Origin of the sequence: Xanthomonas sp. DAR33341, assembly GCF_003992815.1 — a bacterium.
GTDB lineage: Bacteria > Pseudomonadota > Gammaproteobacteria > Xanthomonadales > Xanthomonadaceae > Xanthomonas > Xanthomonas cissicola.
Genome location: NZ_QEYV01000015.1, coordinates 1 through 21,123, shown reverse-complemented (window position 1 = coordinate 21,123; position 21,123 = coordinate 1). Strand labels below are relative to the sequence as shown.

The following is a 21,123-nucleotide window of genomic DNA, read 5'->3' as shown; positions in this document are numbered from 1 at the left end:
CGCGCAGCCGGCTGGCGACGCGATCCGTGTCAAAACTGGTAAATCACACGCGCGCCGTAGGCCGGCTGCGCACTTCCAAATCCGTCGGGACGGTGAATCGCCCAACCAGCAAATGCATCGACGCTGGCGCCGAACCAACCGCCACGCAGACCCACCGCGCCACCGACCAGACTGCGGCCGCGCAGCCCGTTGGCGCTGGTGCCATCGATGCGGCCGGCGTCCAGGCCCAGGTAGGGCGTCAACCCGATCTGCTGCACAGAGAAGCTGAGGGTATTGCGCCAGTACGCGCCCTTTTCCGCCCCGAGCGTCGCCTCGCCGTCGAAACCGCGCACGCTGTAACGGCCACCAATGGTGACGAACTCCGAACCCAGCAACAGTTCGCCAGCGGTCTGTGCACGCAGGCTGCTTTCCCACGCCATCGGCACCGGGCCCAGCTTGAACGGCAGCGCCGTGCTGATGTCCAGCGTAGTCACCCCATAGCGAAATGTGGGGAAGCCGATCTGCGGGTCGTAGCCGGTCCACTGGCTGTTGAACCACGGCGTGCCGCGCCGATGCGCCAGACGCATGTCCAGCTGCATCGCGCCCAGATAGCGCCGATGCGTGAGGTAGAACTCCGCGCTGCTGGTATCTCGGCGCTGGATGCCGATCTCCACGCCATCCAGATAGCTGCGCGCACGCCGCCGGCCAATCACCACACCGGCCGAGGTCTTGCTGGCGCCGTCGCGATGCAGCACGCGCTGAATATCCAGCTGCGCGTTACCGGACTCGCCACTGGACCGGAAGGTCTGCAAGAACCCGTCCACGCGCTGGTGATAGCGGTACGACGATGCCGACAGCGCAAACGTCCACCATCCCCATGGCAGGCTGTAACTCAGGCTGTTGCCGCGTGTGCCGCGTTCTTCGTCGCGCGTGGCCAAGTCATGGCTGTAGCCAATGCTGAGCAGATCGTTGAGACCCAGTGGGTTATCCAGCGAAACGTCCAATCCACCTTGCACGCGACCGGTCGCCTCCACCCCTGAATCGTCGGCATTGGCCACACCGCGCCAGCGCCGCCCATGCTGCAAGGTGATCACCAGATCCGATTCGCCCGGTGCCTCGCCCGGCGCGATATCGATCTTGGCGTCCTGCGATGGCAGCCGCTTGAACTGCTCTACCGCTTGCTCGATGGCACGCAAATCCAGCAAATCGCCCGTGCGAAGCGGCAATGCGGTTTTCCAGTGCGCGCCTTCGGTGTCGGAGACCACGCGCACCGCACGCAAACGGCCGGGCATCAGTGCGAAACGTAGCTCGCCGCGCGACAGATCCTGTTCCGGCACGCCGATGCGGGTGGTGACCAATCCGCGTGCAACCAACTGATCCAATGCGCGGCGCCGGATGATGTCGATACCGGCGCGCCCGATGCAGCGGCCTTGGTAACGGCGCAGCGACGTCCACAACCACGCAAAGCGCGCCGCATCATCGCCCGCGCCGGACAGGCGCACGCGCGTGATCGAAAAACACAGGTCGTCCTTGGGCAGCACGGTGCTGCGCGCGTCCACACGGTCGGCTTCCTCGCGCGGGCCGGCGAAGGGCGCCTGGCGCTCCTGTTCCTGGCGACGCTGAATCTCCTCGGCCTGGCGCAATTGCTCCTGCCGATCCAGCGTTGTCGGTGCCGACTGTTGTGCAGCCGCCAGCCCGGCGATTGCCCATAGGCAAACCGCCAGCGCCAAGGGCGCCGATCGCATCCACATCTGTCCTGCCCCCTGTGCGGCGGTCGCGCTACTGCGCGCCGTCACCCGCATCAACGTACCTGGCCACCAAAGCGGCGGCGCAATCCATCAGCACGCTGAAATGCGGTGTAACTGTGACGGAATGTTAAAAAACGGTCAACGCGCCATGTAGGGGCCACCCTGTAAGAAAAACCCGACCTTTCTAATTTTGTGATGAAAATCACTTAAAACGCGGATTAGCGACGACTCGCCCACGTCATCAAATCAATGATCAGGGACCCTACGTATTTGCAATGTCTGCCATCGTGCAAATAAGCCGGAGCATCTGTTAGATGCTTCTTCAGGCATATGTGCGGGATGAGATCGTGCCCAGGATATTAATTCTGAATGAAGATAAGGAATAAAAACCCGCTGCGGACAAATTTAGCCACCTGCTATGAACCCCCGCGCGCATTCAAACGGCAAGACCAGTTCCAGGCCAAACAAACTGAAGCAATGAACATCTCATCCACATTGTGATGACATGCTCTTTACTGCGGCATACCCAGTATCGCCGGACTTCATAGCCGGGATCGCTCGTGAATCTCCCCCTCCCCCTGTTCACGCAATCACGTGCAGCGCGGTCGTCCTGACCGTACAGGCGCACTCACTCCTCTGCTCAGCCTCGCTTTGTTCACCGCATGTGTGCCACAGGCGCACAGCGGCGAAGTGCGGTCTGCGGACGTGTCTGGTGCCTCCACTGCCCTCACCCCCATGCAGCAGGCCGAGCAATTTCGCGGCCGGCAACGCTACGCGGACGCCTTGGCCATCTACGAGCGGGTCTTGCATGCCGACCCACGCGATAGAGGCGCCTACACGATGCGCGCGCTCACGCTCAGCGACCTCGGCAGCGCGCAACTCGCGGCCGAGGCGATGTGGCGGCATCCGGACTGGTTTTCGCAGCAGGAACGCGAGCGCCTGGATAACGACCGCGTCGCACGCATGATCGGCTGGGCCAGCGCCGAGCCGGTGGATGCTGCGCATCGCTATGCCGAGACCGATCAGGCGCTGGCCAATGCAGCTCGCATCCAGCGCGACGCGCCTCCACAGGCTGCCTGGGAAGCGACACGATTGCGCGTGGACAGCCTGGTCGCGCTCAATCAACGCCAGCGGCACCGCGATGTGATCGCCAACTATCAGGCGCTGCGTGCCGAAGGCGTCGATGTGCCGGCATACGTGCTGCCGACGGTGGGCGATTCGCTGATGGGGCTGCGCCGCCCTGCCGAAGCCGAAAGCGTGCTTCGTCAAGCATTGCAGCACTCACCGAACGACTTCAATACGCAATTGCTGCTGGGCTACGCATTGCTGGAGCAGGAACGCTTCGACGAAGCAATGCCGCTATTCGAATCCCTGGCCGCCACGCAAGCCCCATGGCCGCGCCGGGAAGGTGCCACCAGCGGTTACGAAAACTGGGACCGCTTCAGCGCCGATATCGCGCTGGCTACCGCACGTTCTGCGGCCAACGATAATCGCGGTGCGGAGGCATTGCTGCGCGAGCGTGCGGCCATTGGCCCGGATAATGCCGAGCTACAAGCGGCACTGGCATCGATCGAAGCGCGTCGCGGCCAGACCACGCGGGCACTGCAGCGCAATCGGATGGCGTTGACGCTGGATCCGCATCAGAAACAGGCGCGCAGCGGCGTGGTGGAAGCGCAACGCGATCTTGATCGCCTGGATCTTGCGGATGCCGCGTTCGCGTCGCTGCAACAGGAGTATCCGGACGACGCCGGCCTGCAACGGCTTGGCGCATCGCTGGAACGTCAACGAGGCTGGCAGGTGCACCTGAGCCATGCCTGGGGACGCAGCGAGAATGACACGCTGACCAACAGCACCTCGCCGCTCGGCAATCACTTTGGCAGTTCGCTGCTGGAAGCCGAATCGCCGTTACTCGGCGAGCGTTGGCGGGTGGGCCTGCGCGCGCGCGATGACTGGGCGGATTTCCAGGACACCCGCGTGCGTTACCGCAGCTTCTGGCTGGGTGCGCATTACCGCTACGACCGCCTGGATTTCAGCGCGTACGGCGGCCGCGCCCTGGATGATTTCGATCGCGACGGCACTGCCTGGGCGCTGGATGCCGGCTGGCGCTTTTCCGATGCGTGGTATGGCAGCGTCGCCTGGCGCACACGCGACCCGGAGGCCTCGCTGCAGGCGCGCCGCCTGGGCATCACCGGCGACAGCATCGGCGCTGCCGTGCGCTGGACGCCCAGCGACGAAAGCCGGTGGGAACTGCAGGCACGCCAGTTGCGTTATAGCGACGGCAATCGACGCGATCAGCTGGATCTTTCCGGTAGCCAACGCCTGTGGGCCAACCCGCATGTCCTGGTCGATGGGCTGTTCGCCGCCTCGGCCGGGCGCGCCGAAGACGACCGCGCGGTCGACTACTTCAATCCACGCCATAGCTCTGCAGTTGCCGCCGGCGTACGGATCGAACAGATCGGCTGGCGCCGGTACGACGACGCGTTTCGGCAGCGATTGGAAGTGACTGCCGGGCCGACCTACCAGTCCGGCTTCGGCAGCCGCTGGGTACCTGCGCTTGCCTATCGCCATCTGTGGTCGCTGGGCGATGGCAGCGCATTGAGCTACGGCGTGAGTTGGTCGCGCCCGGTCTACGACGGCCAGCGCGAACAACAACTTGGATTGGACCTTGATTTCCGATGGGGAGGTACGCCGTGATCCGCCTGCCGCTGCTGCTGGTCGCATTGTTGCTGATGACGTTTGCCTCGTCGGCGCAGGCGGGCCTGCTCGTGCTCAGCTACCACGATATTCGCGACGACGTCGCCGCCAAGGGCGACCCCGATCGCTATGCGGTGTCCACCAGCAATTTCGCCGCGCATCTGGATTGGCTGCGCTCGCATGCGTACCACCCGGTCAGCGTGCAACAGGTGCTCGATGCACGTGCCGGCAAGCGTGCCCTGCCCTCGCGGCCGGTGCTGCTGACCTTCGACGATGGCTTGCGCAGTGTCTATACACGGGTGTTCCCGTTGCTGCAGGCCTACGGCTATCCGGCGCTGGTCGCGCCGGTGACCAGTTGGGTGGAACTGCCGGCTGGTCAGGTCGTGCCCTATGGCCCGCGCGATTTCACCCGCGACGATTTCGTCACCTGGGCACAGTTGCGCGAGATGCAGGACAGCGGCCTGGTCGAAATCGGGTCGCACAGCGATGACCTGCATAAAGGCATCCCGGGCAATCCGTTCGGCAATGAAACCCCGGCAGCGGTCACGCGGCGCTGGGATGTCGGCAACGGGTACGAAAGCGAAGCGCATTATCGTCAGCGGATCGAGACCGATCTACGCCATAGTCGCGACGCAATGGTGGCGCATCTGGGCAAACCGCCGCGCGCCATGGTGTGGCCTTACGCTGCCTACAACCGCGCCAGCAACGAGATCGCCGCGCGCCTGGGCATGACGCTTAGCTTCGACCTGGAAGGCCGCTCGCACGAGGCCGATATCGGCCAGCAGGGTCGCGACCGTGTAGATGGTCAATCGTTGGCCAGCCTGGGCCGCCTGCTGCTGTTCAACAATCCCGACGTACGCGATCTCGCTGGCGAACTGCGGCGTGATCTGTCGCGTGACGGCGTGCGTGCGATCCAGGTCGATCTGGATTATGTCTACGACCCGGACCCGGCACAGCTGGAGCGCAACCTCGATGTGCTGGTACAGCGCGTCAAGGACATCGGCCCCAGCCATGTGTTCTTGCAAGCGTTTGCCGACCCGGATGGCGATGGCGCTGCAGATGCACTGTATTTCCCCAACCGCCATCTCCCGATGCGCGCGGATCTGTTCGGGCGTGTCGCCTGGCAGCTGCGCACGCGTGCCGGCGTACGTGTCTTCGCCTGGTTGCCGGTGCTCGGCTTCCATCTGCCCGACGCGCAGCAACAAGCCGCATTACAGATTCATGGTAACGACCCCAAGGATGTGCCGCGCCTGGATCCAGGCAACCCGCGCACCCGCCAGCTGGTGGCAGACATCTACGAAGACCTCGCGGCCAATACCTACTTCGAAGGTCTGTTGTTCCATGACGATGCCTACCTGCGCGACGACGAAATACCGGCCTACGGCAATGGCGACCCGGCCAAGCGCACGCAGCAACTGATCGGCTTCACCCAGGAACTGAAAGCCGCCGCCGAACGCTGGCGGCCGAAGCTGGTGACGGTGCGCAATCTGTTCGCACAGCCGGTGCTGGAACCGCACAGCGAGGCCTGGTTCGCGCAGCGTCTGGAGGCCTTTGCCAGCGCGTACGACTACACCGCGCTGATGGCGATGCCGTACATGGAGCAAGCCAACGACGCGAATGCCTGGCTCACGCAGCTGGCCACACGCGTCGGCCAACAGCCGCGCGGTTTCGACAAGACCATCTTCGAACTGCAGACGGTCGACTGGCGCAGCGGCAAACCGCTGCCCGACGGAGTGTTGCTCGCGCACAGCAAGCTGCTGCTGGCAGCCGGCGTGCGTCATCTGGCGTATTACCCTGACGATTTCATCGGTGGTCATCCGTCTCTGCCCGAAGCGCGCGAAGCCATCTCGGCTCGCCAATTCCCCTATCTCGAGCGATGACCGATGACGACCAGCCTCCTACTGGCCGCCCTGTTCAACTTTGCGTTTTATTACCCGATCATCATGGCGTTCTTCTGGATGATCGGCGGCATCTACTACTACCTGCGCCGTGAGCGCGGCACGCACGGGCCATCCAAGCCACCGCCGATGGCCAGCGAGCCGTTCGTCTCGATCCTGATGCCCTGCTACAACGAGGCCAAGCACGTTGCCGAAACCATCGCGGCGATGAGCGCGCAGCAGTACGCAGACTTCGAGATCATTGCCATCAACGACGGCAGCACCGACCGCACTGCCGAAGTACTCGACGACCTCACCCACCACCACCCGCGCCTGCGCGTAGTGCATCTGGAGCAGAACCACGGCAAGGCCAACGCGTTGCGCGTCGGCACGCTGGCTGCGCGCTCGGACTATCTGGTGTGCGTGGACGCCGATGCAATCCTGGACCCGAACGCCACGCGCTGGATGGTCGGCCACCTGATCGCCGGCCCACGCGTGGGCGGCGTTACCGGCAACCCGCGCGTGCGCAACCGCACCACACTGATGGGCCGCATGCAGGTGGGCGAATTTTCCGCCATCGTCGGGCTGATCAAACGCGCGCAACGCGTGTACGGGCGGCTGTTTACCGTGTCTGGTGTGATCTGCGCGTTCCGTCGCTCGGCGCTACATCACGTCGGTTTCTGGTCCGACAACATGGTGACCGAGGACATCGACATCTCCTGGCGTCTGCAGCTGGACGGCTGGGATATCCGCTACGAACCCAATGCGTTGTGCTGGATGCTGATGCCGGAAACCTTTCGCGGCCTGTGGATGCAGCGCCTGCGCTGGGCGCGCGGCGGTGTCGAGGTGTTGCTGAGCCATGGCCGCCGTGCGCTGGCATGGCGCAGCCGGCGTATGTGGGCAGTGCTGCTGGAATACGCGCTGAGCCTGGCCTGGGCGTACACCATGCTGCTCATCATCGTGCTGTGGCTGCTCGGCAAGTTCATTGCGCTGCCGCCGGCCTTGTATGTCGACACCATCCTGCCGCGCTGGCATGGCCTGGTGCTGGCGGTGGTCTGCCTGCTGCAGTTCGCCACCAGCCTGATGATCGAACGCCGCTACGAAAAAGGCCTGGCCCGCCAGTTCTTCTGGGTGATCTGGTACCCGGCCGCGTTCTGGATGATCGGCATGCTCACCGCCGTCATCGCCTTCCCACGTGCCCTGCTCGCGCGCCGCAACAAGCGCGCTCGCTGGAAAAGCCCCGACCGAGGAATCCAATGACCCCGCCCATCATCAACCTGCCGCAACGCCTCGGCCGCTCGCGCCGCCTCGCCTACGGCGCCGCCACCGCCGGCGCATGGATGGTCTACTTCTATCTGTGGGCACCACTGGCAACGCTGATCGCCTGGTTTTTCGGCCTGCGCAGTGCCTACACCGAGCTCTATCTGCAACACAACGCGCTGGACCCGTTCGCTTTGGGCTCCCTACCGGTGATCGCCTTGATGAGCGCGATCACCACGGTTGGCTGGGCCGAATACAACCGCCTGCGCTTCGTCAACGCCGACAAGCGCAAGCGTCCGCGCACCGTCGCCGAACCCGACGTCGACCAGCGCCTGGGCGCCACCGAACAACTCGGCACCCTGCTGCGGCATAGCCGCATCTCCTCGGTGGCGATGGACAAGTTTGCACGACCGGTGGCGGTGCGGGTGGTGCGGCATCGGTAACAGACGCAGTATTCGAGGGCCGGTGGAAGACCACGTGGCAGGCCTGCGCAGGCAGGCCTTCGTTTACGAACACTGGTCAAGCTTGAAGGTTGTGAGGCTGCCACTGCCAAGCCCGCTGCAAACTTTTGAGCAGCCCGTTCAAATCTGACTCATTAGAATTGCGGGGTTCTGGGGAGTTGTGGCTGCCCCCCCGCCCGGCGCTGCCTGAGCGCGGATGAGAATCGAGGCTAGATCGGTCGGCAGATATCCCGTGTCAGTCAGCCATGTGTCGCGCAACCTGATGAGTACAGTCTGCAGACATGCGCATGAGGCACGGCATCCGGCCGCTGCGCAAGTGAGAAGCGGCCCTGAGAACTGCCGACCTCGATCTGGTGACCCCGGCCCGATTCGAACGGGCGACCTTCCCCTTAGGAGGGACAACGTCGCTAGACTAAGACCCAAGCGGGACAAGGCTTTGTGTGGAAGTCTAGCCTGACTGTGGCAAGTCTGTGGTAGCGACAGGCCTAGTCATGCCGATTGTCAAAAAAGTGGTGACCCCGGCTGGGTTCGAACCAGCAACCTCGTCCTTAGGAGGGACGCGCGCTATCCAATTGTGCCACGGGGCCATCTGTCTAAGGATACAGGGAGACGCTAAGTGAGCAAAGCCAAAACAGCCGCCAAGCCTGGGCGCACCAAGACCTTCAGCGGCACGCTCCCACGCGGCATCAAGGCCTTCCAGGCCGTTAGCCCGGTGGCGGGAGTGACGCTCAGGACGGATGGGCAACTCAGGTGGGAGGCGCGCATCCGAAGGTCCCTCAACGGGCAAGCCTTGAAGTTCCCGCTGGTGCGCTACCCCATCGACCCGAAGGCGTCCCCGAATACCGAGCATCACATCGATGCCGCGCGACTCATGGCCGAGGCCTATGTCCGCCGAGAGCATGCCTCCTTGGAGCTTCGGCAGACACCGTATGCCCACACTTCCGAGGCCTGGACCTTCGGGGATCTACTGCGCCGGTTTGTCCAAGAAATCGATGATGGGCTCATCAAGCACGCGTCGGTCAGAACCGACCACTCCAATGCCTATCTCTTCTTGGGAGGCGGCAAAGGTCTTGGGTTGAGCCAGACCGGCATGCCCCACCTCACCCGCAAGCTGGCCAAGGATTTGACTCAGGATGACTTCCTGGGGCGCCATGCCAGCTCGTTCGTGAACTCATACGTCAAGGTCAAGCGAGACGGCACCACGCTCCCTATGGCCCAGGGCAGCAAAAAGCGAGCCCTGACCACGATCCGAAACCTCTTCCGGATTGCCCACGAAAACTGGCAGATTGATCTGCGCTCGCCGATCAAGAGCTTGAAATCGCTCAATTCAGATGACGCGCGCGACCGGACGCTCACCGAGGAGGAATGGAACGCCATCGTTGCGCAGCTTGATGCTGGGCGGACCGACCAGGCAACGGCCGATGTCATTCGCTTTGCTCGCATGACCGCAGCCCGCCGCTCCGAATGCATCAAGCTCGATTGGGCGGACATCAACTTCAAGAAGAAGACCGCCCGACTTCGCGAGACCAAGGCCAAGAATGGCAAATACAATGAGCGCGTGATCCCGTTGACCTCAGAGCCCATGGCCTTGATTGCCGCGCGCTTCGAGGCCAGCGAAACAAAGAAGGGAGCGGTCTTTGTGAGTTCGCGCGGCAAGCGTATTCGGGCCGATACCGTTACTCAGGCCTGGGATCGGGTGCGTGAGCAGGTAGCCGAGAAGCTAGGAGACCCAGAGATCCTGACGGCGCGCATGCACGATCTTCGCCATACGCGCATCACCGAAATGGGACACCACCTCAATCCGGCCGAAGCAGCCAGGATCTCAGGGCATAAGGACCTGAAGACTTTCATGCGCTATTTCAACCCGGATCCGGTGGCACTTGGCAAAAAGCTTGAACAGCTCGAACGCCAAGGCGGTGCTGGGACCGATGTGGATGATGTCGTGAAGCAACTCCTGGGGCTGAGCACCGAGGACATGGCCTCAGCTGTGGCGATCGCCTTCCAAGCGAGGGCGAAGACGCCATAAGTTAAACCGGCTCGCACAGACCTACACCATTCACAGCTGCGCACTTTGACTTGTTGCAGGGCCCTCAACGATTACAAGGGTTACATCACACTTGTGTAACCGAAAAATATTAGATTTCGCCAAGCGAAAGCCCATAGATCAACAGCAAGACAGAATCTCTACATATCAGATCCGACCTTATACTCGTGGAAAACCAATCGCTGGTTTTTTATTACAGACGTGATGAAAGCTGATCACTCGTGTGACACACCCAAAAAAGAAGACAAGCAGACATCGCCAGTTGTTGACAAAAATAAAAATCGCCCTACGTTAAAATAAAAGGAGTAGAAATGGGCGCAATGTCAAAATATCAGAAATGGTCGGTTGCAATCGCTTTTGCGGCACTGGCGTTTTTAGCTTTCGCAAGATTAATTAGCTGAAAAGCTGAACCAATGTTCCTACGACTACCAGCAGGGTGCCACAAGCAGTATTTGATGATGCCGTGAGTAGCGCGTTCGCAATGTCAGCCTGCGTTAGAACTAAGTATTCTTCGTCTGGCGAACTCTGCTGCGACTCCAAGTCTGAGTATTTTTTCTGAGCATTGGCGATGTTCGAACCTAGACAACCAATATCAGAAGGATTTTCGCGCCACATCTGATCCAAGAGATCAATTTTTGCGCGTGTTAACTGAACTGCGCGAACAAATTCTGTCGGCCTTTCTTTCTCTTGATCGATGAGGCCGCGCAAATGCCCCGCCTGATTGCTCGATAGATAGACAGCCGCGAGTATTTGCACAGCACCCGCAAGAAGGAAGAGATACTGTGCAGCAATGAGAAGTCTGGAACGACCGGTGATAGCGCCGCCGACTAAAAGTAGTGCTCCCAATGCAATAACCCCAAACATGCAAGCATGTGGACCCCGATTTTTTAGCCATGGGAATTTTTGTGTAAGCCTCCCCCATAGCCCATGCGGCGAGTCTTCCTTAGGCATGCCGCTAGGTTCAGTATCTGCAATTTTCATTATGACCTCTTGGTATTTTTACCATCAATTGATGAAATATTATTGAAAGAATCCAGCATCGAGCACAGACTACGCTAGCAGCTCAAACCCGCCCACGCCCCACATTTCTAATCAAAACCAATTCGTAAAAGCAGGTTTTAAGCCTGCCCCAGCTTCTCCGCGACCGCTGATGCAGACTCAAAAGAATTAATTTCCTCGCAGTCACGCGTGACCAAGACCACTTTCAACTGACCCTGCGTTGGGGAATTGGTCCAGTAGTCCCCCGACATCGACTGCCCCTGATCCAGAAGACGAAGCTTTCCATAGCCGATTGTGATCTTGTTCTCGCTGTGCGCAGTTCGGACCATTTCAAAGACATACTCAAGATGGCCCGCTCCTGTTTTCTCACTCTTTTCCAAGTGCTCAATGGTTGAGTAAGACTCTTGCGTCTGGGTGTGTGACTCGATCGATGTGTGCAGGTAGCTTTGACGAATAACGAAAAAAATCTGGATGGGCGCCAACGGCGGCCTTCCTTCTCTCACACCGTAGTCTGATGTCAGATGCCCAGCCCAGAGCCCGTGAACAAGTGGACGCTTTGTAAGTTTGGCAATCAAGGGATAAATCCATCTCGTCTCAGCTAGAAAATTCAAGGCGACAGTAATTACCACGATTGAGATCGAAGAGGCCCTGGGCAACGCATCCGGCCACTTCTGGCCACCATAGTAGACCAAACCGGCCGCGATGACGGCAGTTAGACCAAGCACCGCGTATCCAGCGATCTTGAGAAGCTTCCGAATTTCGGGAAAGCTAGCAGTGACAGATCTCATGCGATTTTCTCGGCCAGCACGCACTTGCCGCCGGAGAACAACAGCAACTCACGTCGGTTAGAAATGATCCCAACATGCGCAATGCCTTCCACCAGAGAAGCCAATGATGCCGTCATGAGTCTTGCCCCGTTAAGTGCCGGGATAAAATCGCCCGCCTCTGGCAGCGGGGGTGAAACGAACTGTGCTAAATGTGTCAGACGCTCCTCACTCATATCCACAAAATGAAATCCGTCGTGCCAACAAGACTGGACCCGGGACACCTCTAACAATTGAGTTGCGATCTCACGACTGCCGATAACCGATAGCTTAGGAACAAGCGAATCAGCGGCAAGTTGGAGAAATGGAAGACGATTGAGTTTAGTGTAAAACACCACGCCGAGCCCAGCAAAGTCGGGTGTAAGACCCGAACCGACCAAGCGGAGGACTTCAACGGAAAACGCATCTGTCATCGGTGCACCGAACCTATTATTTTATGGCGAAGGACGCCGTTTTCTGCCGCATGTTGAAGCTCTGAGAATGAGCCCAGAGTTAGGCTAAGGCAACGCCCAAGACATGGCCATTGGTCAACGATGCTTGGAAGGCTTTTCCCAAGTCAACTCGCCCGTGAGTTCGGGCAAACCCCCGTCGTCTTCCCAGCGCTTCCCGAAGCGGTCGTGCTCAACTTCCGGAAGCTCTTCTTGATCGAACCATAACAGGGATGTCGTGGTGTCCCTTAGCGAAAAGTGCCTTGCGATCTCGCAAAGCTCAAGACCCCTTTCCCAGTTCTCAAACCAGATGTCTTGTGCCACCCAGGCCGAGTCGGCGCCGTTCTCCCCCAACTCGCGCAAGCGATGTGCCACAGATCCAGATGGGATGTTAGTCCTTGGCGGGATCCATGCTTTGACCTCGCGCAGGGCTTTCGAGAGCACTGTGTAGCGCACGACGCCACGGTCCATGGTGACGAATGCACAGGGATAGTCACTGAGACTGGCGTAGCGTGAGGCAGCGGCAGGAAAGGAGGTGCCGAATTGCGCGGCCATCTGCTCGATCAGCGCAAGGGAGGGTTCGTCCTTGGGAACTGATGCCAGCCACGCCTTGTAGGGCATCAAGAGTTCAGAGGCGAAGACGTCGCAAAACACCTCGTTGGGGTCGCGCTTGGCGTATCCCCATTGCGGCACTTCTTCGTGTTTGGAGGGAAGTCCAAGCACCACGTGGGCAATTTCGTGGCAGATGGTAAAGCGCTGACGCTCCGCGCTCTCCAACTCATTGACCGTAATGATGCTCTTACCGTTCTTGCCTGGAACCGTATATCCAGACTCCCCCTCGTCCAAGGGCTCTCTTCGAAGCTTGGCGTTGGCAGCGATGAGGTAAGGCGATAGATCCTCTCGAATGCTGGAAATGTCCAGGTTCGCAACAAATCTTCGCGCCAGCTGGCGCACGCCCGCCTCATCCATGATCAGCCTTCCTCGTCGTCTTCCTCGAAGATACGCCTGGTCCGAGCAATCAGCACTGCCGGATCGGGTCGCGTCGCTCCTCTATGCCTGACTCCAGCGGCTGCTGTAAAGATCTCAAGCTCAACCGATTCGTCTTTAAGGACGAACTCGACCAACAGCGGGTCAGCGTCCTCATGTGTTGCGAGCCAATTCACGATCTCGGCATCGCGCGCGCTGGGCTTGAGGACTTTAACTAGCTTGCCCAACAGATCTTGGGACGGGCTGGTCTTATCCCCTGACTCCAAGCGGTGGACATAGGCATGGTCCACCGAGGCCAGTTGACCAACTTCACGCAGAGAGAGAGTCCTGCGCTCGCGCAAGGTCTTTAGGGCAACGCCCAAGCCTGTTTGAGGCATAAAAAATCCACTAGGTGACCAAAAGCGGGCCTTCGGACCACCCGCACCAAAATCGCACCAACGTCCGGCGCTTTGTGACTGTTGCACCCGTCACAAAGTTCTGCTAGCGTGTTGTCCAGCCAGACAACAGATCGCATCTTTATCTGCAAACTACTGGTTTGGCCGCCTTGCTCTTGTTGTCTGAGCAAGCAACCCATTGTGCATAGGGCTTTCGCAATTGACAACCCATCCGCCGGGTCGGCGGGTTCATTCAGGCAAAAGGAACCAAACAATGGCAGGCAAGAACCAGCATGTAGTGCCCCACCCGGACGGCTGGGCGGTCAAAGGCGCAGGTAACGGTCGGGCGACTTCTGTCCATGACACCCAGCAGCAGGCAATCGAGGCAGGGCGGGAGATCGCTCGCAACCAGCAGTCTGAGTTAGTGATCCACCGCCCCAACGGTCAGATCCGTGACAAGGATAGTCACGGCCACGACTCGTTCCCGCCCCGGGGGTAAGACGCCATGGACCATACCCCGCCCCTCCACGTGCTGGCCCTTTCGGGCGGCGGCTACCGTGGCCTGTATACCGCCACGGTCCTGGCCGAACTGGAACAGGTGCTCGGGCGCCCGATTGCCCAACATTTTGATCTGATCTGCGGCACGTCGGCGGGCGGGATGTTGGCCTTAGGGCTGGCCAACGAGATCCCCGCGAGCGAGCTGAAAGACCTTTTTGAAAAGCACGGCGCGCGCATCTTCGGCTCTCGCAGCTTGGCAAGGCGGCTGCTTGGCTTCTGGCTTATCGCCAAGCACAACCCTGACGGGCTGCGGGAAGTTCTGGCAGAACGCTTCGGCGAGACCACGCTTGGCGACCTCAAGCACCCCGTGCTGATCCCTGCTGTGAACTACTCCACCGGCAAAGGACAGTTCTTTAAAACGCCGCATCACCCCAGCTTCGAACTGGACCATCGCCTTAAAGTGATGGATGTGGCATTAGCAACTGCAGCAGCGCCGGTCTACTTCCCGCTCGCACGCAATGAGCGAGGCGTGTTTGCTGATGGTGGCTTGGTTGGCAACGCACCAGGGCTGTTTGGTCTTCATGAGGCACGCCACTTCCTCGCTACCAATCCAGGCGTTCAAGTTCGGGTGCTTTCGATTGGCACCATGACCGTAGGCTCCACCGTCCGGGGAAACGCTAATCTGGATCGCGGCTTCGGCAAATGGCGTGGCGGGCTGTTCGATCTGGTGATCTCAGCCCAAGAGTCGTCAGTCCATCACTTGCTGGGGCACGCCTTGGGCGCGGACTACTACAAGATCGATGACCAAGCCACTCCGGACCAGAGCAAGGATGTCAAAGCTTTGGATCGAGTCTCAATTGCTGCGACAAACACGCTGAAAGATCGAGGCAACCACGCAGCGCAGCGCGCCATTGGGGATCTGGCATTCCGGCCATTCCGCGATCACCAAGCCCCCCCGCCCCGCTTCTTCCACGGCTCCAACAAAAACGCTTAGGAGGCGACCATGCTGAACTTGAGCCCGCTGTTCTTCACTACCGTTGACAATCGGACCTGTCTGCATGGTGCGCTGGACTTGGAGGATGCGCAACGCACCTACATCGCCCAAGCACGCCTAGATGTCCGCAACTGTCTGCGCGCAGGCATCCCGGCGATTCTGAAAGCACATGGCTATCCAGGCCAAGTGCCAACGCCCCGCTTTTTCACCCAAGGGTCCTGGGCCTACAAGACCCTCAACGCGCCCGCCAAACCGCCGCAGCAAGCAGATGTCGATGACGGCTGCTATCTGCCGATGGGCTTTGTCTCGCAGAGCAACCGGCCAAGCGTTGCGGCCGGAGTCTTCTTCCAAGCTGCAGAAGCGGCGCTCCAACCCTTGGTCGACCAGAACAAGTGGCAGTTGGTCACTGATAAGGACACCTGCATCCGGATCGTGATCGCCAAGGATGCCCATATCGACATCCCCCTTTACGCCATTCCTGACGAGGAGTTCGTCACTCTGGCTAAGGCGTTTGAGAGCCGTGGAATAGCCATGGACTCGATCACCTTTGCTGAGGAGGAGGATGTCTGGACGAAGCTACCTCGTTACAAAGTGCTCCTGGCTCATCGCCAAGAGAACTGGAAGGTCTCTGATCCTCGCCCGGTCAAGGAATGGTTCTTGAGTGAAGTCGAGGCGAAGGGAGAGCAGTTCCGCCGGACAGTTCGCTATCTCAAGGCTTACCGGGATTGGCACTGGGAAAGCGGTGGCCCGTCTTCGATCCTTTTGATGGCAGCGGCAGCCCCGTTGTTTGAAAAGCACGATAGCCGTGATGATTTGGCCTTGCTCGCTGTGGTGGAGAAGCTTTCAGACGCCTTGCGAGAGGGGGTTAGCAATCCTGCAGATACCAGTGAATCTTTGACCGAGCGTCTTGGTGCCGTAGGTGTTGAGGATGCTGCGAAGGCTTATGAGAGTTTCGCGATCATGCTGCGTGGCGCGATTCATGCATCCAAGGCCTCGCAGGCATGCGCTTGGATGCGTCATGAATTTGGATCCCGCTTTCCAGACGATCCGGAGAGGGTCAAGGTTGTCTCCGTCGCGAGCAGCATCGCATCGTCCTCCGCTATCGCTGGCCCAAGCGAACTCATCGGACGCTCCAAGGCCGGATGAGCGTGAGCAGGGTCAGCGAGGTCATCGATGCATTCAAGCTGAGGGGCTTTGCCTTCGCCGGCAAAGCTAGCGGTCGCTTCCTCCTTCATGGCCATCTGACCTCACCAAGCAGTCAAGATATCCCCTGCGAGATTCAGCTCGATCCAGAGCTTTTTGCTTTTCCCAAGATTCGTTTGCTTGAACTTCCCAAGGAGCTATCCGGCCGCCCGGTCCCGCACCTCAATGGACAAGGCGAGCTGTGCTATATCGCAACTGGCACCGTCGTTTTAGACATCTTCGACCCAATTGGCCAGTCGCTGGCATGCCTTGATCGAGCCCAGCACGTGCTGACTCAGATCATGAGGGGCGAGATGGTTGACGACCTGGCCGAAGAATTTTTTGCCTATTGGGGAGGGAACGGCTGGTGCTTTAGTGACATCCAAGGCGATCGCCTGGGAAAGATGCACTGCACCATCATTGAAGCGAGAGACGGCAGCGACATCTGGACTGTCTCAGATGATCCAGAGCGCACGACCAGGAAGCTCAATGCCAGAGGCTTCAAAAATCGCGGGGCTGAGGTCAGCTGCTTTCGGATCAACACGGAGGTGCAACCCCGCCCGTTGGAGGGAAACTGGCCACCCAAGTTCGTGCGCGATGTGCTGGATTGGCAAAGCACTCTCGATTTTAGATGTCGGCGCAAGATTCACCAGAGCATCTACGCGGCAGAAGCGAACAAAGCAAATCACTTGCTTGTGATCATCGAGTCGCCCTTGATGACCTACGCTTTCGGGGTGCTATTTGATCGCGCCACGCGCGCACCTTGTAAGAAGCTGGCTGAGCGCCGAGATCCCACTTATCAACTCAGGATCAAGCCGCTCTCCATGCTGAGGATTGATGATCGCTATTTGGCTGAGCGCAATACACCCAAGCGCCGGACGCTAGCAGGGAAGAAGATAGCGCTAGTCGGTTGCGGAACCATTGGTGGCTACCTTGCCGACATGCTGGTCAAAGCTGGCGCTGCCACCAGTGGTGGTGAGCTAACGCTTATCGACTCTGATGTGTTTTTACCCCAAAACATTGGGCGACATCGCTTGGGATTTCCGAGCTTGCTCGAAAACAAGGCAATCGCTCTGGCTGCTGAGCTTCAGCGCCTGGCACCTGGCGCGCTCGTAGCTGCCGTTCCTCGTGACGCTAGGAGCGAGCACCTCGAACATCTGGATCTTTTGATTGATACTACGGGCGAAGAAGCGCTCGGCCATTGGCTGAGTGCACGTTACCACAATTCAACTGACATCCTAACCGTTTGGATCGAAGGGCCAGGAGCAGCTGTCCGAGCCTTGCTGACCAAGCAGGGCACGAGCCCGTGCTATCGCTGCGTTTGGCATCACACTCGCGACGGCGCTTTCCCGTCCGTCCAAGGCAAATTGCCGACCACGCTTGCCGGCCAAGGATGCGAAGGCCTTTATGTGCCCTTCCCCGCCACTGTCTCTGTCCAGGCGGCAAGCCTCGGAACCGAACTTGCGGTCGATTGGGCTAACGGCGTCTTTACTCCTTCATTTCGCACCCGCATCACCGATCAAGCGTTTGAGTTAGCAACGGCGGATTGCGATCTCCCAGCCCATGAGAGGTGCTCTGTATGCCATTCATGAGCGCATGGGGAACATCTGATCGACAAACCTTGGTCCATTTTTCCGAGCGCACGATTGCCGTCTTTCAAGAGCACATCCAGCGCGATGCGACTGACGCAGAAGCCGGAGGGTTGCTTCTAGGCACGGTCCATGGCAACCACATGCTCATCGAGCAAGCTACTACTCCGACGAAGTGGGATAAGCGCTTTCGCACGTTGTTTGAGCGCATGCCGTTCGGCCATCAAGCCATCGCCTTGGCCAGATGGAATGCAAGCAAAGGCACTGTGCGCTACCTGGGCGAGTGGCATACGCACCCAGAGGACAATCCCCAGCCTTCGGGGCTCGATCGCTCAGAGTGGAATCGATTGGCTGGGTTGCGCCAGGATGGGCGTCCTATGCTAGCCGTGATCGTAGGACGCCGCGATCTCTATGTTGAACTGGCGCTGCAGAAGGGTGTAGGTTCAGAGCTTCTAGGAATTGAGTAACAGATGTATTCACTGTCTAAGCTCTGCCGGCTTATCAGACGACAGAGCTTGGCTTTACTACTTGCTCGCCCCCAAGTTAAGGAGATGGCTTCGGCGGGAAGAAAGCTCTTACACACTACCAAGGCCTACAAGGCCATTCTCGATGAAGGGCACATAGCTGCTTTCGGGCTTTAAATTTCCCCTTCGCCGCCGAAGGCCACCTGGTGCGCCATAAGCGATTGACCACGACTCGCGTCATTTAAGTAACAAGACCATGCGGGAGACATAGAAGCATCTTGACCGTTGGCTATCAGCACATGACCTGTCGTCCTAGCGTCCTAGAGTGCTTCCGTATGATACGCCCAGGGTTCCGTAGACACTCAAGACCCTCGTTGCGCGTAGCGCCGTTCAAACTCTACAGGGGACAGGTCGCCAGTTGAACCATGACGGCGTTGTGGGTTGTAGAACATCTCGATGTAGTCGAACACCTCGGCGCGTGCGGCGTCCTTGGTGGGGTAGATCCGCCGCCTGATCCGCTCGCGTTTGAGCAGACCAAAGAAGCTCTCCACCGGTGCGTTGTCATGGCAGTTGCCACGCCGACTCATGCTGCACACCAAGCCATGGGACGCCAGGAAACTGCGCCAGTCATCGCTGGTGTAGACAGACCCCTGGTCCGAATGAACCAGGCAACCAGCGCTGGGTTTGCGCCGCCACACCGCCGACAGCAAGGCCTGCACGACCAACTCGGTATCGGCTCGATCGCGCATCGCCCAGCCGACGACCTGCCTGGAAAACAGATCGATCACCACAGCCAGGTACATCCAGCCTTCATGCGTACGGATGAAGGTGAAGTCGCTCGCCCAGGCCGTGTCCGGCTCGGTCACGTCGAACTGTCGATCCAGCAGGTTGGCTGCCGCCTTGCACGGCGTTCCGCCATGGAAGCGCGGCTTGCGGCCATAGCCCACCTGGGCACGCAGTCCCTCGGTGCGCATCAATCGATGCACCCGATGGCGACTGCAACGCTCACCCAGATCGCGTAGATCCTTGGCAATCTTGCGATGCCCATAGACACTGCCGCTGGCCAACCAGTGGTGCTTGATCAGCCCCAGCAGGCGTTCGTCTTCCTTGGCGCGTTCACTGTCGGGCGACTTTAGCCACGCGTAGTATCCAGCCCGGTTCACCCGCAAAACCCGGCACATCGCGCACACCCTGAATTCTTCGCGGTGGACTTGCATGAAGAGGTACTTTGCCTTTACCCCTTGGCAAAGTACGCGGCGGCCTTTTTTAGGATGTCGCGCTCCTCCGTCACCCGGCGCAACTCGATCTTCAGCCGCCGGACTTCGGCGCTCTGGTCCGCCTCAGCGCGCTGTACTACGCCGGGCTTGCCGAACTTGCGCAGCCAAGCGTACAGGCTGTGCGTGGTGACACCCAGTCGCTCGGCGACCTCTGCCACCTTGAACCCACGATCGGTCACTTGCCGGACCGCCTCGATCTTGAACTCATCCGTATACCGCTTACTGCTCATGGACACCTCCGAATCAGCCATTTTCCATGGCCTTGAGATGTCTAGGAAATCCTGGGCGTATCAATAGGCGCTGAAGCGCAGCCCAACACCAGAGCTGTCCTCAGCGCAAGCGAGGTCGAAAAATATGATCCAGAGACTTTCGCCGATAACCTAGCGCTCGCCAAGGAACGAGCAAGAAAAGGAAAGGGATGCAACGCCATCATAGAATGGAGCCCGCATAGTAATATCGAACTGAACTCAAACGGCTCCCCTCTTCGTCTTGGCTCCAATCCTGAGGAGTCGTTTGTAGTTCTTGCACACGAGCTTATCCATGCTCAGCATCTATTGGCAGGCACGTCGAAAGCCTACAAGGGTGGAGATCGCTACGACGAAACATCCGAAGCCGGTAAAGAGGAACTCAGGGCCGTCGGCGTCGGGAAATACGAATATCGAAAGACCAGGCAACCGAGCGAAAACTCGATCAGGCAGGGGCATGGGCTACCGATCCGCAAAAAATATAAGCCTCACGGCAGGTGAGGCTGCATATCGGTCAAGCTTACCGCGACACCTTCACCAATGCCCCGGCTTGTCGATGGGCTTGCCAGGCTTACGAACGCGTTCGGGAAGCTGCGCTGCGGCCAACTCATCATCCAAAATGTATTGACGTGTCCAGTCAGCGCGGCTCGACAGCGAGACGCTGACTCGCCTGTCCGATTCACCCTCGACCGGCGGCCTGCGTGGCGTGACAACGCCTAGCACGATAGTGGGGAAGTCATCGCGGATGGCCGCCAGGACCGGCTCGATGTCGCTATCGTTGGAGCACACCACCAGCTGCTGATAGCGCGCCGATGCCGCATCGCGATACATGGCCAGTGCCAGGTTCACATCGGTCTGTTTCTCTTCGAGCTTCCAGACCCGCACCCGGCGCGTCCGATCATACGGCTGGCCGCTGACAAACTCCGGCACCAGGGTTCCCCCTTTGTCCCAGCTGTGCTTGCCTAATGTGGTGGTGAATCGTTGCGGGTGGGTGTGTTCCAATGCGCGCAGATACGTTGTTTGCGCGATTTCCGAGGCCTGCTTGTTGGTCGCGAACCGACCCAGCGCGAGGGTCGGCAGGGATTGGTGTAAAAAACAGTCAAAAGTGAGCTAACTCGCTGTCAGCACAGAAATTTTTCACAACCTTCTGCCGATCCTCCATGCGGGTCCGTGATCGCCTTCATGTCTGCGCCTCACCC

Annotated in this window: 19 protein-coding genes and 1 tRNA gene; 11 read left to right on the top strand and 9 right to left on the bottom strand. The window is 59.6% G+C overall.

The genetic code is table 11. From position 1 onward, the window contains the following. Positions 1 to 29 precede the first annotated feature (29 nt). Positions 30 to 1,730, bottom strand: coding sequence for a ShlB/FhaC/HecB family hemolysin secretion/activation protein (locus tag EO156_RS03635; protein WP_026006833.1), 1,701 nt, complete (start codon positions 1,728 to 1,730; stop codon positions 30 to 32). Positions 1,731 to 2,462: 732 nt separating this feature from the next. On the opposite strand from EO156_RS03635, the gene pgaA reads away from it, so the two are divergent. The 4 genes from pgaA to pgaD are packed head-to-tail and all read left to right on the top strand — an operon-like array spanning position 2,463 to position 8,001. Further along, the gene (pgaA, locus tag EO156_RS03630; protein WP_016849015.1) at positions 2,463 to 4,421 is read left to right on the top strand and encodes a poly-beta-1,6 N-acetyl-D-glucosamine export porin PgaA; all 1,959 of its coding nucleotides are present in this window, start codon (positions 2,463 to 2,465) and stop codon (positions 4,419 to 4,421) included. After that, the gene (pgaB, locus tag EO156_RS03625; RefSeq protein ID WP_026006834.1) at positions 4,403 to 6,301 is read left to right on the top strand and encodes a poly-beta-1,6-N-acetyl-D-glucosamine N-deacetylase PgaB; all 1,899 of its coding nucleotides are present in this window, start codon (positions 4,403 to 4,405) and stop codon (positions 6,299 to 6,301) included. Before pgaA ends, pgaB begins: the two co-directional genes overlap by 19 nt. A gap of 3 nt (positions 6,302 to 6,304) precedes the next feature. Further along, positions 6,305 to 7,558: a poly-beta-1,6-N-acetyl-D-glucosamine synthase gene (gene pgaC / locus EO156_RS03620; protein WP_016849017.1), complete on the top strand. Its 1,254-nt coding sequence runs from the start codon at positions 6,305 to 6,307 to the stop codon at positions 7,556 to 7,558. Beyond that, positions 7,555 to 8,001 (top strand): poly-beta-1,6-N-acetyl-D-glucosamine biosynthesis protein PgaD, encoded by a 447-nt coding sequence (gene pgaD / locus EO156_RS03615; protein WP_005916814.1) that lies wholly within the window; start codon positions 7,555 to 7,557, stop codon positions 7,999 to 8,001. The genes pgaC and pgaD overlap by 4 nt, the downstream gene beginning before the upstream one ends. A gap of 528 nt (positions 8,002 to 8,529) precedes the next feature. Here the strand turns inward: pgaD and EO156_RS03610 are convergent. Beyond that, positions 8,530 to 8,606, bottom strand: a tRNA-Arg gene (locus EO156_RS03610). Positions 8,607 to 8,635: 29 nt separating this feature from the next. Here EO156_RS03610 and EO156_RS03605 point away from each other — a divergent pair. Beyond that, positions 8,636 to 10,045, top strand: a complete 1,410-nt coding sequence (locus EO156_RS03605; RefSeq protein ID WP_016849018.1) for a site-specific integrase — start codon at positions 8,636 to 8,638, stop codon at positions 10,043 to 10,045. Between the two features lie 411 nt (positions 10,046 to 10,456). Here the strand turns inward: EO156_RS03605 and EO156_RS03600 are convergent, their stop codons facing one another. The 5 genes from EO156_RS03600 to EO156_RS03580 all read right to left on the bottom strand — a co-directional run bounded on the left by EO156_RS03600 (position 10,457) and on the right by EO156_RS03580 (position 13,678). Continuing rightward, positions 10,457 to 11,044, bottom strand: a complete 588-nt coding sequence (locus EO156_RS03600; RefSeq protein WP_230577942.1) for a hypothetical protein — start codon at positions 11,042 to 11,044, stop codon at positions 10,457 to 10,459. Positions 11,045 to 11,181: 137 nt separating this feature from the next. Beyond that, positions 11,182 to 11,850: a hypothetical protein gene (locus tag EO156_RS03595; protein WP_016849019.1), complete on the bottom strand. Its 669-nt coding sequence runs from the start codon at positions 11,848 to 11,850 to the stop codon at positions 11,182 to 11,184. Then, on the bottom strand, positions 11,847 to 12,299 hold the full coding sequence (locus EO156_RS03590) for a hypothetical protein (protein ID WP_016849020.1): 453 nt from the start codon (positions 12,297 to 12,299) through the stop codon (positions 11,847 to 11,849). The genes EO156_RS03595 and EO156_RS03590 overlap by 4 nt, the downstream gene beginning before the upstream one ends. Positions 12,300 to 12,413: 114 nt before the next feature. Further along, on the bottom strand, positions 12,414 to 13,283 hold the full coding sequence (locus tag EO156_RS03585) for an ImmA/IrrE family metallo-endopeptidase (protein WP_016849021.1): 870 nt from the start codon (positions 13,281 to 13,283) through the stop codon (positions 12,414 to 12,416). 2 nt (positions 13,284 to 13,285) lie between these two features. Continuing rightward, positions 13,286 to 13,678, bottom strand: a complete 393-nt coding sequence (locus tag EO156_RS03580) for a helix-turn-helix transcriptional regulator (RefSeq protein WP_005917827.1) — start codon at positions 13,676 to 13,678, stop codon at positions 13,286 to 13,288. Between the two features lie 271 nt (positions 13,679 to 13,949). Here EO156_RS03580 and EO156_RS03575 point away from each other — a divergent pair, with 271 nt between their 5' ends. From EO156_RS03575 to EO156_RS03555, 5 genes are read left to right on the top strand one after another with little or no spacing between them, the layout of a single operon-like run. Beyond that, positions 13,950 to 14,174 (top strand): DUF2188 domain-containing protein, encoded by a 225-nt coding sequence (locus EO156_RS03575; RefSeq protein ID WP_016849023.1) that lies wholly within the window; start codon positions 13,950 to 13,952, stop codon positions 14,172 to 14,174. 6 nt (positions 14,175 to 14,180) lie between these two features. Further along, entirely contained in the window at positions 14,181 to 15,167 is a 987-nt protein-coding gene (locus tag EO156_RS03570) for a CBASS cGAMP-activated phospholipase (RefSeq protein ID WP_016849024.1), read from the top strand. A gap of 9 nt (positions 15,168 to 15,176) precedes the next feature. After that, on the top strand, positions 15,177 to 16,313 hold the full coding sequence (locus EO156_RS03565) for a cyclic GMP-AMP synthase DncV-like nucleotidyltransferase (protein ID WP_016849025.1): 1,137 nt from the start codon (positions 15,177 to 15,179) through the stop codon (positions 16,311 to 16,313). After that, on the top strand, positions 16,310 to 17,941 hold the full coding sequence (locus tag EO156_RS03560) for a ThiF family adenylyltransferase (RefSeq protein ID WP_016849026.1): 1,632 nt from the start codon (positions 16,310 to 16,312) through the stop codon (positions 17,939 to 17,941). The genes EO156_RS03565 and EO156_RS03560 overlap by 4 nt, the downstream gene beginning before the upstream one ends. Beyond that, positions 17,929 to 18,405: a Mov34/MPN/PAD-1 family protein gene (locus tag EO156_RS03555; protein WP_025997858.1), complete on the top strand. Its 477-nt coding sequence runs from the start codon at positions 17,929 to 17,931 to the stop codon at positions 18,403 to 18,405. The genes EO156_RS03560 and EO156_RS03555 overlap by 13 nt, the downstream gene beginning before the upstream one ends. A 359-nt stretch (positions 18,406 to 18,764) precedes the next feature. Here the strand turns inward: EO156_RS03555 and EO156_RS03550 are convergent. Then, a protein-coding gene (locus EO156_RS03550; protein WP_087943921.1) for an IS3-like element ISXac3 family transposase occupies positions 18,765 to 19,909 on the bottom strand; the annotation gives its coding sequence in 2 pieces (ribosomal slippage) (positions 18,765 to 19,672 and positions 19,672 to 19,909; 1,146 coding nt in all). 48 nt (positions 19,910 to 19,957) lie between these two features. On the opposite strand from EO156_RS03550, the gene xopG reads away from it, so the two are divergent. Beyond that, the gene (gene xopG / locus EO156_RS24290; RefSeq protein ID WP_313906037.1) at positions 19,958 to 20,425 is read left to right on the top strand and encodes a XopG/HopH/AvrPtoH family type III secretion system effector; all 468 of its coding nucleotides are present in this window, start codon (positions 19,958 to 19,960) and stop codon (positions 20,423 to 20,425) included. Between the two features lie 33 nt (positions 20,426 to 20,458). Here the strand turns inward: xopG and EO156_RS03540 are convergent, their stop codons facing one another. Next, complete coding sequence (locus EO156_RS03540; RefSeq protein ID WP_026007320.1) at positions 20,459 to 20,773, bottom strand: NYN domain-containing protein; 315 nt, start codon at positions 20,771 to 20,773, stop codon at positions 20,459 to 20,461. Positions 20,774 to 21,123 lie beyond the last annotated feature (350 nt).

Bases quoted from the DNA above. Each gene is read 5' to 3' on its own strand.
- EO156_RS03635 (WP_026006833.1), bottom strand. From the start codon at position 1,730: ATGTGGATGCGATCGGCGCCCTTGGCGCTGGCGGTTTGCCTATGGGCA.
- pgaA (WP_016849015.1), top strand. From the start codon at position 2,463: ATGCAGCAGGCCGAGCAATTTCGCGGCCGGCAACGCTACGCGGACGCC.
- pgaB (WP_026006834.1), top strand. From the start codon at position 4,403: ATGGGGAGGTACGCCGTGATCCGCCTGCCGCTGCTGCTGGTCGCATTG.
- pgaC (WP_016849017.1), top strand. From the start codon at position 6,305: ATGACGACCAGCCTCCTACTGGCCGCCCTGTTCAACTTTGCGTTTTAT.
- pgaD (WP_005916814.1), top strand. From the start codon at position 7,555: ATGACCCCGCCCATCATCAACCTGCCGCAACGCCTCGGCCGCTCGCGC.
- EO156_RS03600 (WP_230577942.1), bottom strand. From the start codon at position 11,044: ATGAAAATTGCAGATACTGAACCTAGCGGCATGCCTAAGGAAGACTCG.
- EO156_RS03595 (WP_016849019.1), bottom strand. From the start codon at position 11,850: ATGAGATCTGTCACTGCTAGCTTTCCCGAAATTCGGAAGCTTCTCAAG.
- EO156_RS03590 (WP_016849020.1), bottom strand. From the start codon at position 12,299: ATGACAGATGCGTTTTCCGTTGAAGTCCTCCGCTTGGTCGGTTCGGGT.
- EO156_RS03585 (WP_016849021.1), bottom strand. From the start codon at position 13,283: ATGGATGAGGCGGGCGTGCGCCAGCTGGCGCGAAGATTTGTTGCGAAC.
- EO156_RS03580 (WP_005917827.1), bottom strand. From the start codon at position 13,678: ATGCCTCAAACAGGCTTGGGCGTTGCCCTAAAGACCTTGCGCGAGCGC.
- EO156_RS03575 (WP_016849023.1), top strand. From the start codon at position 13,950: ATGGCAGGCAAGAACCAGCATGTAGTGCCCCACCCGGACGGCTGGGCG.
- EO156_RS03570 (WP_016849024.1), top strand. From the start codon at position 14,181: ATGGACCATACCCCGCCCCTCCACGTGCTGGCCCTTTCGGGCGGCGGC.
- EO156_RS03565 (WP_016849025.1), top strand. From the start codon at position 15,177: ATGCTGAACTTGAGCCCGCTGTTCTTCACTACCGTTGACAATCGGACC.
- EO156_RS03560 (WP_016849026.1), top strand. From the start codon at position 16,310: ATGAGCGTGAGCAGGGTCAGCGAGGTCATCGATGCATTCAAGCTGAGG.
- EO156_RS03555 (WP_025997858.1), top strand. From the start codon at position 17,929: ATGCCATTCATGAGCGCATGGGGAACATCTGATCGACAAACCTTGGTC.